The sequence below is a fragment of the Manganibacter manganicus genome (assembly GCF_002075885.1).
GTDB lineage: Bacteria > Pseudomonadota > Alphaproteobacteria > Rhizobiales > Rhizobiaceae > Mesorhizobium > Mesorhizobium manganicum.
In genome coordinates, this window is sequence record NZ_MDET01000023.1 from 220,059 (window position 1) to 233,800 (window position 13,742).

Sequence of the window (13,742 nt, forward strand, 5' to 3'; positions counted from 1 at the left end):
AAGTCAGCGCGCCTTCACGTTCACCGTCTCGGCGACCGGCGTTCGCGCCCTGCCCTCGCTGAACCACGTCACCAGATTGTCCACGCACAGATCGGCCATGGCGCGGCGCGTATGAACCGAGGCCGAGCCGACATGCGGCAAAAGCACCGTGTTGGGCGCATCGAGCAAAGCCTGCGGCACGTTCGGTTCATCGGCGAAGACATCGAGGCCGGCAGCGGCGATAGTGCCATTGGTCAGCGCCGCAGCCAGAGCCGCCTCGTCCACTGTCGAGCCACGGCCGATATTGACCAGAACGCCGGTCGGCCCGAGTGCGGCCAGAATTTCGGCATTGATCGCCTTTTCCGTCGCAGCCCCGCCGGGAGCGACGCAGATCAGCGTGTCGACCGCTTCCGCCAGCGCTTTCAGGCTCGAATGATACGTATAGGAAACGCCCTCCACCGGGCGGCGGTTGTGATAGGCGATCGGCAATCCGAAAGGTTCCAGCCGGCGCGCGACAGCCAACCCGATTCGGCCAAGGCCGAAAATGCCGATGCGGCGCTCGCGCAGGGTCAGCGGCGTGACGCGGTAATGGCCCTTCGTCACCCAGTTGCCGGCGCGCAGCCACGCCTCGGCGCGCGGAAATTCGCGGATGGCCGAGATCAGCAGGCCCACAGCGGAATCGGCAACCTCCTCGGTCAGCACGTCGGGCGTGTTGGTGACCATGATGCCGTTCTTGCCGGCATAGGCGGCATCGACGCCGTCATAGCCGACGCCGAAATTGGCGACGATCTCGACCTTCGGCAGCGCCTGCAAAAATTGCGGCCCGACAAAGGAGCCGCCGACGACCGGCGCGGCCGCAACACCGCGCACGGTCTCGCGCATTTCGGCGGTCAGCAGCGAAGGGTCGATTTGCTCGATCGTCACCAGCCTGAACGTGTCGCGGATGCGGGCAATGGCATGCTCATGCAACTTGCCGGCGACAAGGACGGGAATGGAGCTAAGGTCAGATGTCATGGGAGATTTCGCTATTCATGGACGAGAATGGAAAGATCAGAGACGCACCACCGGGCGCGCGGTGGACTGGCGTACATGGAGTTCGGGCCGGATCAGTTCTTCATTGGGGCGCAGTGTCTGGCCGTTCAGCTTGTCGAGAAGGGCGCTTGCCGCACGGCGGCCGACCTCGCGCTGGCCGTTCCAGACGGTGGTGAGCGCCGGCGTTGCGATGGCCGCCTCCTCCAGATCGTCATAACCGGTCACGGAAATGTCGACGCCCGGCGTCAGGCCGGCGCGGGAAATGCCGTTCATCAGGCCGATGGCGACCAGATCGTTCCAGCAGCAGGCGGCGGTCGGCTTGTCCTTGAGGGCAAGGAAATGGCTCGCCGCCTCGAAGCCGCCCTGCTTGGTGCGCGGGCCGGGAATGCGCCAGGACGCACGCGCTTCCAGCCCCGCCGCCTCCATGGCGTTGACATAGCCGTGATAGCGGTCGCGCCCGGTGGAGGTATCGTCGGTGCCGCCGATCATGGCGATGCGCTTGTGGCCGAGCGAGATCAGGTGGTTGGTGGCAAGTGCGGTGCCATAGGCGTCGTCGCCGCGAAAGACCGGCACATGCGCGCCCTCGACATCACGCGCGATGAGCACCGCCGGCAGGCCGTTGCCTTCGGCGGCCAGAATATCGGATGCCGGCGTGTCGATGGCCGGCGACATGATGACGCCATCGGCGCCAAGCTGCAAAAGCGTGTCGATGAAGGTGCGCTGCTTGTCCAACTGGTCGTAATGGTTGGACAGAAGGAAGGTCTGCCGGCTGCGGTCGAGTTCATGCTCGATGGAGCGCAGGATCTCGGCATAGAAAGGGTTCATGATGTCGTGCACCACGACGCCGACAATGCCGGAGCGCGAGGTGCGCAGCGAAGCCGCGCGGCGATTGTAGATATAGCCGATCTCGCGGGCATGTTCCTTGATGCGCTCGCGTGTCGTTCCGGCGACCAGCGGGCTGTCGCGCAGCGCCAGCGACACCGTGGCGGTCGAGACACCGAGCGCGTCCGCGATCGTCGAGAGCTTGATCTTCTGTGCCAGGGCGGGGCCTTCCGGATTTAAACAGTTTAAAGCCGGCTTATGCCACCGTTGCGGGTCAAATCAAAGCTTTTTCGCCAGTTCCTGCGCCCCCGAATCGAGGCCGGCGCGCATCTTCACCCGCAGGCGGTGCTCGCGGTGCACGATATAGAGCCCGCTTGCTATGATGATCGCCGCACCTGCCAGCGTCCAGCCATCTGGAAGCTGGCTGAAGATCAGCCATCCGAGGCCGATCATCCACAGCATTTGCAGATAGGGATAAGGCGCCAGCGCCGTGGCGGTGGCGCGCTGGTAGGCCTTGATCAGGAACCAGTGGCCGAAGGCGCCGAAGACGCCGGGCAGGAACAACACCAGCCAGTGCCACGCATCGGGCGGCATGGAGGCGGTGGCCGGCAGGGTCGGCAAGAGCAGCACGACCGGCGCCAGCGCCGAATAGAGGATCAGGCTTTCGGCGGTTTCGCGCGCGCCCATGCGGCGCGTCATGATGACATAGAAGGAGTTCGACAGCATCGAGCCGAGCGCCAGCACATGGCCGATGCCGAACACGCCGACGCCCGGCCTGGTGATGACGAGAACACCGGCGAACCCGACCACGATGGCCATCCAGCGCCGCCAGCCCGCCCATTCGCCAAGCAGCGGACCGGCCAGCGCGGTAATGACCATGGGTCCGAAGAAATAGATCGACGTCGTCTCGGCCAGTTGCAGATAGCGCAGAGCCATGAAGTTGAAGATGGTCGAGCCGAACAGGAAAATGCCGCGCAGGATTTGCGCCGGCAAGTTTTGCGCACGCAGCCGCCCCGGATGCCGCCACGCCCGAAACAGCAGCACGACGATCACCAGATGCACGGCAAAGCGCATCCAGGCGACAAACAGCGGATCCAACCCCGAAAGCACCAGATATTTGCCGCTGGTGTCGAGGAAGGCAAACAGGAAATAGCCGCCGAGAATGTACGCGATCGCCGCCGGCGGGGTTGAGGTATCATCGTCTTTTGAAAAAGCCTTCACGCCAGGTCCGCTCTGGAAATGCCCATACGCGACCTTTGCGGCAAAGGCGGCGGGCGGGCAAGGCTGGAAGGCCTGCATGCGGCGCAATGTTCAGACAATTGGGTGTCAGGCCCAACACCCGCGCCCGACTGGCACAGGGCAGGCGGCGATTATTCCTCGGCGTCGAGGTCGTCCTCGACATGCGCCGCTTCGCCGTCGGAGAGATTGGCCTCGACGCGCGCGAGAAGCTTGAACAGCGCCTTCTGCTCCTTCTTGTCGAGGCCTTTCAGCGCCTGCTTTTCGGTCTTCTTCACCGATTTCTCGATGGCACGGATGGCCTCGCGTCCGGTATCGGTCAAAAACACATGCGCCTGCCTTGCATCCGATTCCGAAGCGCGCTTGTCCAGAAAACCCTGAGCCTGCAAGCGGTTGATGGTCTTGGTGATGGTGGGCGGACGCACGCCCAGATGCGACGCAAGACTGCCGGGCGTCTGCCCGTCCTCGCGATCCAGCGCCAGCATGATCTGGTCCTGCCCGGCATAGAAGCCATGTGCCAGAAGCCGCGCCGCCAACGCCGTGCGCGCCAGACGGGCAGCCGAATGCAGCCGGCTCATCGTCGCGGTTCTGCCTGCCTTTGCCATAGTCGGTCTCCCAGAGGCGCGACGGCAGAATAACTCTGCCGGGCCGATTGACAATCGCCTTCGCGACGAAGCGTCCAAAGCCGCTATGCCGGCTAAATGCCAGAGAAATATTTCAATTGCATGACAACGCGTTTCCGTGCGCGGCGCGACCGCTCCCACCATGCGCCGATCTGCCTTGGTCCAGCGATTCCACCCGTGCAAAAGCGCAGCCGCCGTCCTATATGGGGGTCAGGTTTTCTTTCGAGGTCCGACATGAGCGAAACACAGACGCAAATCCCCGTAACCGTTCTCACCGGCTATCTCGGCTCGGGCAAGACGACGCTGCTCAACCGCATCCTGTCGGAGAATCACGGCAAACGCTACGCCGTCATCGTCAACGAATTCGGCGAGATCGGCATCGATAATGATTTGATCGTGGAATCGGATGAGGAAATCTACGAGATGAACAATGGCTGCGTGTGCTGCACGGTGCGCGGCGACCTGATCCGTGTCGTGGAAGGCCTGATGCGCCGCCCCGGCCGTTTCGACGCCATCGTCGTGGAAACCACCGGCCTTGCCGATCCGGTGCCGGTGGCGCAGACCTTCTTCATGGACGAGGACGTACGCGCCAAGACCAAGCTGGACGCGGTCGTCGCGCTGGTCGACGCCAAACATCTGCCGCTGAGGCTCAAGGACACCAGGGAGGCGGAGGACCAGATCGCCTTTGCCGATGTGGTGCTGCTCAACAAGACCGATCTGGTGAGCGAAGACGAGTTGCGCGACGTCGAGGCCACCATCCGCGCGATCAATCCGGCGGCGAAGATCCATCGCACCCAGCGTTCGGGCGTCGATCTCGGTGAAGTGCTGGATCGCGGCGCCTTCGACCTGAAGCGCACGCTGGAAAACGATCCCCATTTCCTCGACGCCGACGAGCATGACCATGACCACGATCATGTCTGCGGGCCGGATTGCGACCACGACCATCATCACCACCATGACCATGACGGGCACGATCATCATCATCACGATCACAATGGGCACGATCATCCTTCTTCCATCCATGACGTGACGGTGAAGTCGATCTCACTGCGCGGCGGCGAGATGGATTCGCGCAAATTCTTCCCGTGGATCGAGAAGGTCACGCAGTTGGAAGGCCCGAACATCCTGCGCCTCAAGGGCATCATCGCCTTCAAGGACGATCCCGACCGCTATGTCCTGCAAGGCGTTCACATGATCATCGAGGGTGACCACCAGCGCCCATGGAAGGACGACGAGAAGCATGAGAGCCGGCTGGTGTTCATCGGCCGCGAACTGGATGCGGAACGGTTGAAGGCCAGCTTCGACGCCTGCCAGGCGGTTGCGGTGAACTAGGCGCCCTGCTATCGCGGTTCGATGCCTGCGTTCCTTCACACCCCTCCGCGGATTTCCCATATTGAGGCGGCGTAACCCATGCCCACAGTTGCCCCGCTCGATCTTGACGGCCATTGCGTCGCTGCCGTCTTCCTCAACGACGTTCCGCATTTCGCCATGGCCGATGGCCTGGTCCACCGGCTCGACCATGGCCACAAGACCGCACAGGCCAATGACGGCCTGCTTTGCGCCACTCGTGATGCGGCGGGCGACCGCCTGATTACCGGCGGCGAGGACGGCAAGGTGTTTGCGCTCACAAGCGACGGGACGGTCACGGAACTGGCCGAAGCCGGCAAGAAATGGATCACCAGCGTGGCCGCCGGTCCGCAAGGGGCTGTCGCCTATGCTGCGGGACGCGTCGCCTTCGTGCGTTTTGCCGATGGCAAGGCGAAGGAATTCAGCCATCCGCGTTCGGTCGAGGGATTGGCCTTCGCGCCAAAGGGCATGCGCATCGCGGTCGCCCGCTACAATGGCGCGACGCTGCATTTTCCCGCTGCCGAGGGCAAGCCCACGGAACTGGAATGGGCCGGCGCCCATACCGGCGTCACCTTTTCGCCGGATGGCAATTACCTCATCACCTCCATGCAGGAAAACGCCCTGCACGGCTGGAAGCTGGCAGACGGCAAGCATATGCGCATGGCGGGCTACCCGGCCAAGGTCAAGAGCCTGTCATGGGCGCCCAGGGGGCGCTGGCTGGCAAGCTCCGGCGCGCCGGCGGCGATCGTCTGGCCCTTCCAGGGCAAGGACGGACCGATGGGCAAGGCGCCGCTGGAACTCGGCACGCGCGGCAATACGATGGTGACATGCGTGGCCTGCCATCCGAGCCAGGACGTGGTGGCCATCGGCTATGAGGACGGCATGGTGATCGCCGCGCGCTTTGCCGACGCCAAGGAGGTGTTGCTGCGCCGCCCCGGCAAGGGCGCGATCACCGCGCTGATGTGGGACCGCGAGGAGCGCCGCATCGTGTTCGGCTCGGCGGCCGGCGATTGCGGTGTCATCGACATAGCGGGCTGAGCCAGAAGCCCGCCATTGCCTGCCGGCGGGCGCAAAGCTACAAGTTCGCCCCGAGCACTAATGGGCGGGCACATCTTGAACGCATCGACAAGGGCAATCCAGGGCGGCATCGAAGCCGCGCGCATAGCCAGACTGCGCGAGAGCGAAGCGGTGGCCTTCCTCAAGGCCCGGCCAAAATCGCAGGCGCGCATCGGCAACGGCGCGGCCGGCTTTTTCGGCGGCGTGCCAATGCACTGGATGAATGACTGGCCGACACCCTTCCCCATAATGGTGGATCGCGCCAAAGGTGCCGCGATCACCGACATCGACGACAATCGGCTGGACGATTTCTGCCTGGGCGACACCGGCTCGATGTTCGGCCATTCGCCGCCGCCGGTGGCGCGCGCCCTCCGCCGGCAGGCCGGGCGCGGGCTGACCTATATGCTGCCTTCGGAAGATGCGCTCGCCATCGGCCCGCTGCTGCGGGAAATATTCAGCCTGCCGCACTGGCAGATCGCCACCACCGCCACCGACGCCAACCGTTTCGCCCTGCGCGTAGCCCGCGCGGTGACGGGCCGCGACAAGATCCTCGTCTTCAACGGCTGCTACCACGGCGCCGTGGATGAAACGATGGTGCGGCTGAAGGACGGCCGCCCCATCAACCGTCCGGGTCTGGCGGGGGAATTCCGCGACCTCACCGCGCGAACAAAAATCGTCGAGTTCAACGACGTTACCGCACTGGAAGCCGCGCTTGCGGACAAGGACGTGGCCTGCGTCATCACCGAACCAGTGCTGACAAATAGTTGCATGGTACTGCCCGAACCGGGTTTTCATGCAGCACTACGCGACCTCACGCGCAAGGCCGGCACCCTGCTTCTGATCGACGAAACGCACACCATTTCCACCGGGCTGGGCGGCTATAGCCGCGCCTGCGGGCTGGAGCCGGACCTTTTCGTGCTCGGCAAGCCGGTTGCCGGCGGGGTGCCGGCGAGCATATGGGGCATGAGCGAGGAGACCGCCTCACGTTACGCCGCCTACAACCGCGCCAAACAGCCCGGCTATTCCGGCATGGGCACGACGCTTTCGGCCAATCCGCTGCAATTCGCCGCCATGCGGGCGACGCTGGAAGAGGTGATGACCGAGGCAAATTACGCCCATATGGAAAATCTGGCGCGGCGGCTCGATGCCGGGCTTTCAACGGCTATCGACCGCCACCGCCTGCCCTGGCATGTCGCGCGCGTCGGCGCGCGGGTCGAATTCATCTGCGCACCCGGCCCGCTGCGCAATGGCGGCGAAGCGGACGCCGCGCATGTGCCGGAACTGGAAGCGGCCGTTCATGTAGCGCTGGTCAATCGCGGCGCGCTGATTGCGCCGTTCCACAATATGATGCTGGTCTCGCCCGCGACCACGCGGAGGCAGGTGGACTGGCTGGTTTCGGCGTTCGACAATGTGTTAGATCAGCTCGCCTGACCATCCCTGGATACCGACATGACTTCCCCCACCGGCTCCACGCCTGCCGAGGCGCAAGACTTCCTCGATGCGCATCCTGAAATCGAGGCCTTCGACATCGTGCTCACCGATGCCAATGGCATCGGGCGCGGCAAGATCATCCGCCGCCATGAACTGACCGGCCTTTACGAGAGCGGCCGGCACCTGCCGATCTCCATTCTCGGCCTCGACATTACCGGCGAGGACGTGCACGAGACTGGCCTGATCTGGGACAGCGGCGACGGCGATTTGCGCGCATGGCCCCTGCCCGGCACGCTTGTGCCGCTCTACGGCACCAACCCGGCACGCGGCCAGGTGCTGATGACAATGCACCATCTCGACGGCAAGCCGATGCTTTCGGACCCGCGCCATGCGCTGGCGCGGCAGGTGGAAAGGCTGGCGGCAAAGGGCCTGCACCCGGCCGGCGCCTTCGAACTGGAATTCTTCCTGCTTTCCAACGAGCGCGACGCCGAAGGCAGGGCACAGCCGGCGCGTGCGGTGCTGGACGGCCGCCGCTCCGCCAAGACCGAAGTCTATTCGGTCGATCACCTGCACGGCATGGAGCCTCTGTTTTCCGACATCTATGCCGTGGCGAAGGCGCAGGACATCCCGGCCGAGACAGTGATCTCGGAATATGCGCCGGGCCAGTACGAACTGACGCTGAACTACCGCAAGGCGCTGCTTCGTGCCGCAGATGATCTCGTCATGCTCAAGCGCATCGTGCGCATGCAGGCACGTCGCCATGGCGTCACCGCCTGCTTCATGGCCAAGCCCATCGAGGCCTATGCCGGCTCCGGCATGCATCTGCATGTGTCCATGCTGGACGATGCGGGCCGCAACATCTTTTCGGAAAAGCCGGGGGAAACATGGTCGCCAACGCTGCTCAATGCGCTGGGCGGGCTGTCGCGGACCATGGCCGAATCGATGCTGGTGTTCGCACCGCACGCCAATTCGTGGCGGCGCTTCGTAGCACAATCCTATGCGCCGGTGGCGCCGACATGGGGCGTCAACAACCGCTCGGTGGCGCTGCGCGTGCCGACCGGCGACGTCAAGGCGCGCCGCATCGAGCATCGCCCCTCCGGCGTCGATGCCAATCCCTATCTGGTGGCGGCAACCGTGCTTGCCGGCATCGCCAGGGGGCTGGAGGAAAAGCTCGACCCCGGCGCCGAGACGACCGGCAACGGCTATGAAGCCGACACCGACACCGCCATGCCCGCCGACTGGCGCATGGCGATCGAGGCGGCGGGGGCGTCCGATTTCCTGAAAGAAGCGCTCGGGCCAGACCTGCACAGGACCTTCACCGCCGTCAAGCAGGCGGAATATCTGCGCGTCGCCCGCACGATCAGCGAACTGGACTATCACCTCTATCTGCACGAGGTGTGATGCCGCGGTTGCGGAACCTTCGTCCTTCCCGCCCATTGCAACGGGGAGAGGCGAGCCATGGAAAACCGGACGGCACGCATAGTCGAAGACAGTGCGGCATCGCTGGAGGAGGCGCGTGAAAACGCCGAGATGGTTTTCGTCGAGCCGGCCGGCAGGATGTTCGACGCCATACTCGACGAGGCCGGGGTCGACCGCCGCAAGTCCTGCGAGGCTACCGCACCAATATCGCCCGCAGATCATTGACATTCGTGCCGGTGGGGCCGGGCACGAAAAGATCGTTTACCGCATGGAAGGCGGTCCAGGCATTGTTGCCGGCAAGCATCGCCTTGGCATCGACACCGGCGGCGCGCATGCGCGCCACCGTGGAGGCGTCGCAGAAGGCGCCGGCATTGTCTTCCGAGCCATCTATGCCGTCGGTGTCGGCGGCCAGCGCATGGATGCCTTCGACGCCCGCGATACCGATGGCGAAGGAAAGCAGGAACTCGGAATTGCGGCCGCCCTTGCCTTTTGCCTTCAGCGTCACCGTCGTCTCGCCGCCCGAAAGGATCAGCACCGGTTTCCAGAACGGCCGGTTCTGGAGAGCCACCTCGCGCGCGATGGCCGCATGGACGGCGCCGACCTCGCGCGCCTCGCCCTCGATGGAATCCGACAGGATGGCCGCCTCTACCCCCTGCCTGCGCGCCTCTGCCGCCGCCGCGACCAGCGACACGCCGGCCGAGGCGATGAGATGCACCTCGTTGCGGGAAAATTTCGGATCGTCCGGGGTGGGTGCGTCGGCGGCGGGCGAATTGAGATGCGTCATCACGGCGTCAGGCAGTTTCATGCCATAGGCTGCAATGGCGGCCAGCGCATCGGCGCGGCTGCCGGTGCTGGGCACGGTCGGCCCGGAGGCGACCAGCGCCGGATCGTCGCCCGGAATATCGGAGACCACCAGCGAGACAACCTTTGCCGGATGTGCGGCGGCAGCCAGCCGGCCGCCCTTGATGGTCGAGACGTGCTTGCGGATGGTGTTCATGGCCGAAATCGGCGCGCCGGAAGCCAAAAGCGCCTCGTTCACCGCGATCTCGTCGGAAAGCGTCAAGCCGCCGGCGGGCGAAGGCAGCAGGGCCGAGCCGCCGCCGCAGACCAGCGCCACGACCAGATCGTCTTCGGTGAGGCCGCAAACCTTTTCCAGCAGCCGCCGCGCGGCTTCCAGTCCGGCTTCATCCGGCACCGGATGCGCGGCCTCGATCACCTCGATGCGCTGCGTCGGCGCGCTGTAGCCATAGCGGGTGACGACAAGCCCATCGAGCGGCGCGTCCCATGCCTTTTCGAAGGCGGCGGCCATCTGCGCCGCGCCCTTGCCGGCGCCGATGACGATGGTGCGGCCCTTCGGCTTTGCCGGCAGATGGCTCAAAATGGTCTTTTCCGGGTCGGCCGCGGCCACCGCCGCGTCGAAAATCGACACGAGGAAGGATTTTGGATCGAATGCGGTCATGGTCCTTGTCGTCCTCGCTGTCGGGAAGCTTTGGTCTCAATCGCTCGCGGCGGGCAGCGCCAACCCGTTACGCTCCATGCCGAGACGGTCACACAGGGCATCGACTACCAGCGCATGATCGTCGCGTTCCGACAGGCCGGAAACGGCGATCGCGCCGATAACGCCGGCGTTCCTGACCGTGATCGGGAAGCCCCCGCCGGCCAGAACATAATCGGCGATATCAAGCCCTTCGCCCGGCTTGAAGGTGCGGTCCGGCCGCTGCTGTTCCAGCACCATGCGATATGAGCTTTTGAGAAAGCGCCGCACGACATTGATCTTGCGGCGCGCCCAATCCGGATTGGACGCATTGGAGCCGGGCATCGCGGCATAGAACAAAGGCCGGTCGAAGGTGCGGATATCGACGATAACGGGCAGGTTTTCCGCCAGCGCGCGTTTTCGCACATAGGCGCCCAACTCGAAGGCCACGGCCTCGCCAAAGGCGTCGAAGACCAGTTCCGTCTCCTGCCGCCTGATCCTGTCAATGTCGGCCGCTGCGGCCATCCTCGCAATCCTCCAGTCCGCAGCACGCTTTGACGGATCGCTGCCGCTGGGTCAAGCGCAAGGAAGGCGGCAATGGAATTATCAGTGCGTGCTTCGAGACAGCGCTGCGCGCCTCCTCAGCATGAGGAAGGTGAGTGCCAATGCCCCTCATCCTGAGGCGCGAGCCTGAAAGGCGAGCCTCGAAGGACGCACGATAGCGGCCGGATCAGCCCGCCAGATCGCTCTTTGCCGTGCGGCCGGCGACATAGACTTCGCGGATGGCGCGATCGTCGCCCACCGTCTGCAACAGGAAAAGCTCCTCGGCCAGCGTCTCGACCGTCTCCATGCGCAGTTTCATGATCGGCGTGGCGCTGGAATCCAAGACAACGACATCGGCATCCGTGCCGGCGTTAAGCGTGCCCACCCGATCCGATACCGAAAGCGCCTCGGCATTGCCGCGCGTCATCTGCCAGAAGGACTGGAACGGGTTCAGCTTTTCGCCATTCAGCGCGATTACCTTGTAGCCCTCGTCCATAGTGCGCAGCATGGAATAATTGGTGCCGCCGCCGACATCAGTGGCGGTGGCGATGCGCAGGGGTTTGTCACGGGTGCGGTAGCGTTGGTAATCGAACAGGCCGGAGCCCAAAAACAGGTTCGAGGTCGGGCAGAACACGGCAATCGAGCCGCTGTCCGACAGCGCGTCGGCCTCGCGCTCGGAAAGGTGGACGCAGTGGCCGAACAGGCTCTTTTTGCCCAGAAGCCCGTAATGCTCATAGACGTCGGTGTAATCCTTCGCCTGCGGGTACAGTTCGCAAGTAAACGCAATCTCGGCATGGTTTTCCGACAGATGCGTCTGCATGTGCAGGTCGGGGAACTCTTTCACCAGCGCGCCGGCCATCTCCATCTGCTCAGGGCTCGACGTAATGGCGAAGCGCGGCGTGACGGCATAAAGCTGGCGGCCCTTGCCATGCCACTCGCCAATCAGCGCCTTGGTGTCGTCATAGCCCGATTGCGGCGTGTCGAGCACGCCTTCCGGCGCGTTGCGGTCCATCATCACCTTGCCGGCGATGTTGAGCATGTTGCGCGCGTGGCTCTCCTCGAAAAAGGCCTCCGCCGATTGCCTGTGCACCGAGCAATAGGCGGCCACGCTGGTGGTGCCGTGGCGGATCATTTCGTCGAGGAACAGGCGCGCGACGCGGCGGCCATATTGCGCGTCACGAAATTTCGATTCCTCGGGAAAGGTGTAGGTATTCAGCCATTCCAGAAGCTCGGCGCCGTAGCTGGCCAGCACCTGAAGCTGCGGGTAATGCACATGCGCGTCGATGAAGCCGGGCAGGATGAGATGCGGCCGGTGGTCGATCCTTTGCGTGTCCGCGCCGGCCTGCTTCTCGACCTCGGCATAGGGGCCGGCGGCGACGATCTTTCCGTCGCGAATCAGCAATCCGCCATCCTCCTGATAGGCATAGGCGGCATGGTCGTCGATCGTCTCGGGCCAGCGCAGGAAGGACAGCGTGCGGCCACGCAGCAATGTGCTCATCATTTCGCGGCCACCTTCTGTCCCGTGCCTTCATACCATTGCACCAGCAATGCGCGCTCCTCGTCGGTGATCTGCGTGACATTGGCGGGCGGCATGGCATGGCTGCGCCCGGCCTGGAGATAGATTTCCCTGGCATGGGCCGCGATGCGGGCATCGGTGTCGAGCATCACGCCCTTCGGCGCATGATAGATGCCTTCATAGGACGGTTCCGCCGCATGGCACATGGAGCAACGGCCGAGCACCGTGTCGCGCACCTTCGGAAAATCGGCAGAAGCAGTGAAAACCGTATTGGCCGCCGAAACCTTCGGCTCGCCTGTCAGCACTTTCGGCACGGTGGACAGCCACATGATGATGATGAACAGGATGCCGGCCAGAAGCCATGTCCATGTCGGGTTGCCCTTGCGGGCATGGTGGGTGTTGAAATAGTGGCGGATCAATACGCCGATCAGAAACACCAGCGAGGCGATCACCCAGTTGAACTCGGTGCCGAACGCCAGCGGATAGTGGTTCGACAGCATCAGGAACAGAACCGGCAGCGTCAGGTAATTGTTGTGCAGTGAGCGCTGCTTGGCGATCTTGCCGTATTTCGGGTCCGGCTTGCGGCCGGCGATCAGGTCGGCGACGACGATCTTCTGGTTCGGAATGATGACCATGAACACATTGGCCGACATGATCGTGGCGGTGATCGCCCCCAGATGCAGGAAGGCGGCGCGGCCGGTGAACAGGTGGGTGAGGCCCCAGGCGATGAACACCAGCACGCCATAAAGCAGGATCATCAGCCCGGTATCGGACCTGCCGATCAGCCAGCGGCACAAAAGATCGTAGACGATCCAGCCGCCAGCCAGGCAGCAGATCGAGATGAAAATGCCCACGGGCACCGACACGTCGAGCACGATGGGGTCGATGAGGAACAGGCTCGCGCCGGCATAATAGACGATGGCGAGCATGGCGAAGCCCGACAGCCAGGTGGCGTAGCTTTCCCATTTGAACCAGGTCAGGTGCTCCGGCATCTCGCTGGGGGCCACCAGATATTTCTGGATATGATAGAAGCCGCCGCCATGCACCTGCCATTCCTCGCCGAAGGCGCCGGCAGGCAGGCCGGGCCGCTGGCGCAGGCCGAGGTCGAGCGCGATGAAATAGAAGGACGAGCCAATCCAGGCGATGCCGGTGACGACATGCAGCCAGCGCACGGCAAAGGCCAGCCAGTCCCAGAAAATGGCAAGATCGAGCATGGGTCCTCCCCTGGATGAAGCCGCGACTTTAAGCCGTGCGCCTCGAATCG

13 protein-coding genes are annotated in these 13,742 nt (G+C 64.0%); 5 read left to right on the top strand and 8 right to left on the bottom strand.

Features of this window, described 5'->3' with window-relative positions:
• Positions 1–3 precede the first annotated feature (3 nt).
• From BFN67_RS15365 to BFN67_RS15380, 4 genes are all read right to left on the bottom strand, one after another.
• Positions 4–993, bottom strand: a complete 990-nt coding sequence (locus BFN67_RS15365; RefSeq protein ID WP_080920420.1) for a 2-hydroxyacid dehydrogenase — start codon at positions 991–993, stop codon at positions 4–6.
• Positions 994–1,029: 36 nt separating this feature from the next.
• Positions 1,030–2,052, bottom strand: coding sequence for a LacI family DNA-binding transcriptional regulator (locus tag BFN67_RS15370; RefSeq protein WP_080920421.1), 1,023 nt, complete (start codon positions 2,050–2,052; stop codon positions 1,030–1,032).
• A gap of 60 nt (positions 2,053–2,112) precedes the next feature.
• The gene (locus BFN67_RS15375) at positions 2,113–3,054 is read right to left on the bottom strand and encodes a DMT family transporter (protein ID WP_245295275.1); all 942 of its coding nucleotides are present in this window, start codon (positions 3,052–3,054) and stop codon (positions 2,113–2,115) included.
• A gap of 149 nt (positions 3,055–3,203) precedes the next feature.
• Complete coding sequence (locus BFN67_RS15380) at positions 3,204–3,674, bottom strand: MarR family winged helix-turn-helix transcriptional regulator (RefSeq protein WP_080920422.1); 471 nt, start codon at positions 3,672–3,674, stop codon at positions 3,204–3,206.
• 252 nt (positions 3,675–3,926) lie between these two features.
• Between BFN67_RS15380 and BFN67_RS15385 the strand changes: the two genes are divergently transcribed.
• The 5 genes from BFN67_RS15385 to BFN67_RS15405 all read left to right on the top strand — a co-directional run bounded on the left by BFN67_RS15385 (position 3,927) and on the right by BFN67_RS15405 (position 9,170).
• Positions 3,927–5,024 (top strand): CobW family GTP-binding protein, encoded by a 1,098-nt coding sequence (locus tag BFN67_RS15385; RefSeq protein ID WP_080920423.1) that lies wholly within the window; start codon positions 3,927–3,929, stop codon positions 5,022–5,024.
• A gap of 78 nt (positions 5,025–5,102) precedes the next feature.
• Positions 5,103–6,077, top strand: a complete 975-nt coding sequence (locus tag BFN67_RS15390; RefSeq protein ID WP_080920424.1) for a WD40 repeat domain-containing protein — start codon at positions 5,103–5,105, stop codon at positions 6,075–6,077.
• A gap of 75 nt (positions 6,078–6,152) precedes the next feature.
• Positions 6,153–7,526: an aspartate aminotransferase family protein gene (locus tag BFN67_RS15395; RefSeq protein ID WP_425349789.1), complete on the top strand. Its 1,374-nt coding sequence runs from the start codon at positions 6,153–6,155 to the stop codon at positions 7,524–7,526.
• A gap of 18 nt (positions 7,527–7,544) precedes the next feature.
• Positions 7,545–8,927 carry a glutamine synthetase family protein gene (locus BFN67_RS15400; RefSeq protein ID WP_080920425.1) on the top strand — a complete coding sequence of 461 codons (1,383 nt, stop codon included), beginning with the start codon at positions 7,545–7,547 and terminating at the stop codon, positions 8,925–8,927.
• 57 nt (positions 8,928–8,984) lie between these two features.
• Complete coding sequence (locus BFN67_RS15405; protein ID WP_080920426.1) at positions 8,985–9,170, top strand: hypothetical protein; 186 nt, start codon at positions 8,985–8,987, stop codon at positions 9,168–9,170.
• On the opposite strand, the gene BFN67_RS15410 is transcribed toward BFN67_RS15405, so the two are convergent.
• The 4 genes from BFN67_RS15410 to BFN67_RS15425 form a co-directional block, all read right to left on the bottom strand.
• A complete protein-coding gene (locus tag BFN67_RS15410; protein ID WP_080920427.1) occupies positions 9,139–10,404 on the bottom strand; it encodes a glycerate kinase type-2 family protein in 1,266 nt (421 codons plus the stop codon). The two genes, BFN67_RS15405 and BFN67_RS15410, sit on opposite strands and share 32 nt — an antisense overlap.
• Before the next feature lie 36 nt (positions 10,405–10,440).
• The gene (locus tag BFN67_RS15415) at positions 10,441–10,944 is read right to left on the bottom strand and encodes a heme-degrading domain-containing protein (RefSeq protein WP_080920428.1); all 504 of its coding nucleotides are present in this window, start codon (positions 10,942–10,944) and stop codon (positions 10,441–10,443) included.
• A 205-nt stretch (positions 10,945–11,149) separates the two neighbouring features.
• Positions 11,150–12,463: a guanine deaminase gene (gene guaD / locus BFN67_RS15420; RefSeq protein WP_080920429.1), complete on the bottom strand. Its 1,314-nt coding sequence runs from the start codon at positions 12,461–12,463 to the stop codon at positions 11,150–11,152.
• Positions 12,460–13,692 carry a urate hydroxylase PuuD gene (locus tag BFN67_RS15425; RefSeq protein WP_080920430.1) on the bottom strand — a complete coding sequence of 411 codons (1,233 nt, stop codon included), beginning with the start codon at positions 13,690–13,692 and terminating at the stop codon, positions 12,460–12,462. The genes guaD and BFN67_RS15425 overlap by 4 nt, the downstream gene beginning before the upstream one ends.
• Positions 13,693–13,742 lie beyond the last annotated feature (50 nt).

Coding starts and splice junctions, on each gene's coding strand:
- BFN67_RS15365 (WP_080920420.1), bottom strand. CDS start 993: ATGACATCTGACCTTAGCTCCATTCCCGTCCTTGTCGCCGGCAAGTTG.
- BFN67_RS15380 (WP_080920422.1), bottom strand. CDS start 3,674: ATGGCAAAGGCAGGCAGAACCGCGACGATGAGCCGGCTGCATTCGGCT.
- BFN67_RS15385 (WP_080920423.1), top strand. CDS start 3,927: ATGAGCGAAACACAGACGCAAATCCCCGTAACCGTTCTCACCGGCTAT.
- BFN67_RS15390 (WP_080920424.1), top strand. CDS start 5,103: ATGCCCACAGTTGCCCCGCTCGATCTTGACGGCCATTGCGTCGCTGCC.
- BFN67_RS15400 (WP_080920425.1), top strand. CDS start 7,545: ATGACTTCCCCCACCGGCTCCACGCCTGCCGAGGCGCAAGACTTCCTC.
- BFN67_RS15405 (WP_080920426.1), top strand. CDS start 8,985: ATGGAAAACCGGACGGCACGCATAGTCGAAGACAGTGCGGCATCGCTG.
- BFN67_RS15410 (WP_080920427.1), bottom strand. CDS start 10,404: ATGACCGCATTCGATCCAAAATCCTTCCTCGTGTCGATTTTCGACGCG.
- BFN67_RS15415 (WP_080920428.1), bottom strand. CDS start 10,944: ATGGCCGCAGCGGCCGACATTGACAGGATCAGGCGGCAGGAGACGGAA.
- guaD (WP_080920429.1), bottom strand. CDS start 12,463: ATGATGAGCACATTGCTGCGTGGCCGCACGCTGTCCTTCCTGCGCTGG.
- BFN67_RS15425 (WP_080920430.1), bottom strand. CDS start 13,692: ATGCTCGATCTTGCCATTTTCTGGGACTGGCTGGCCTTTGCCGTGCGC.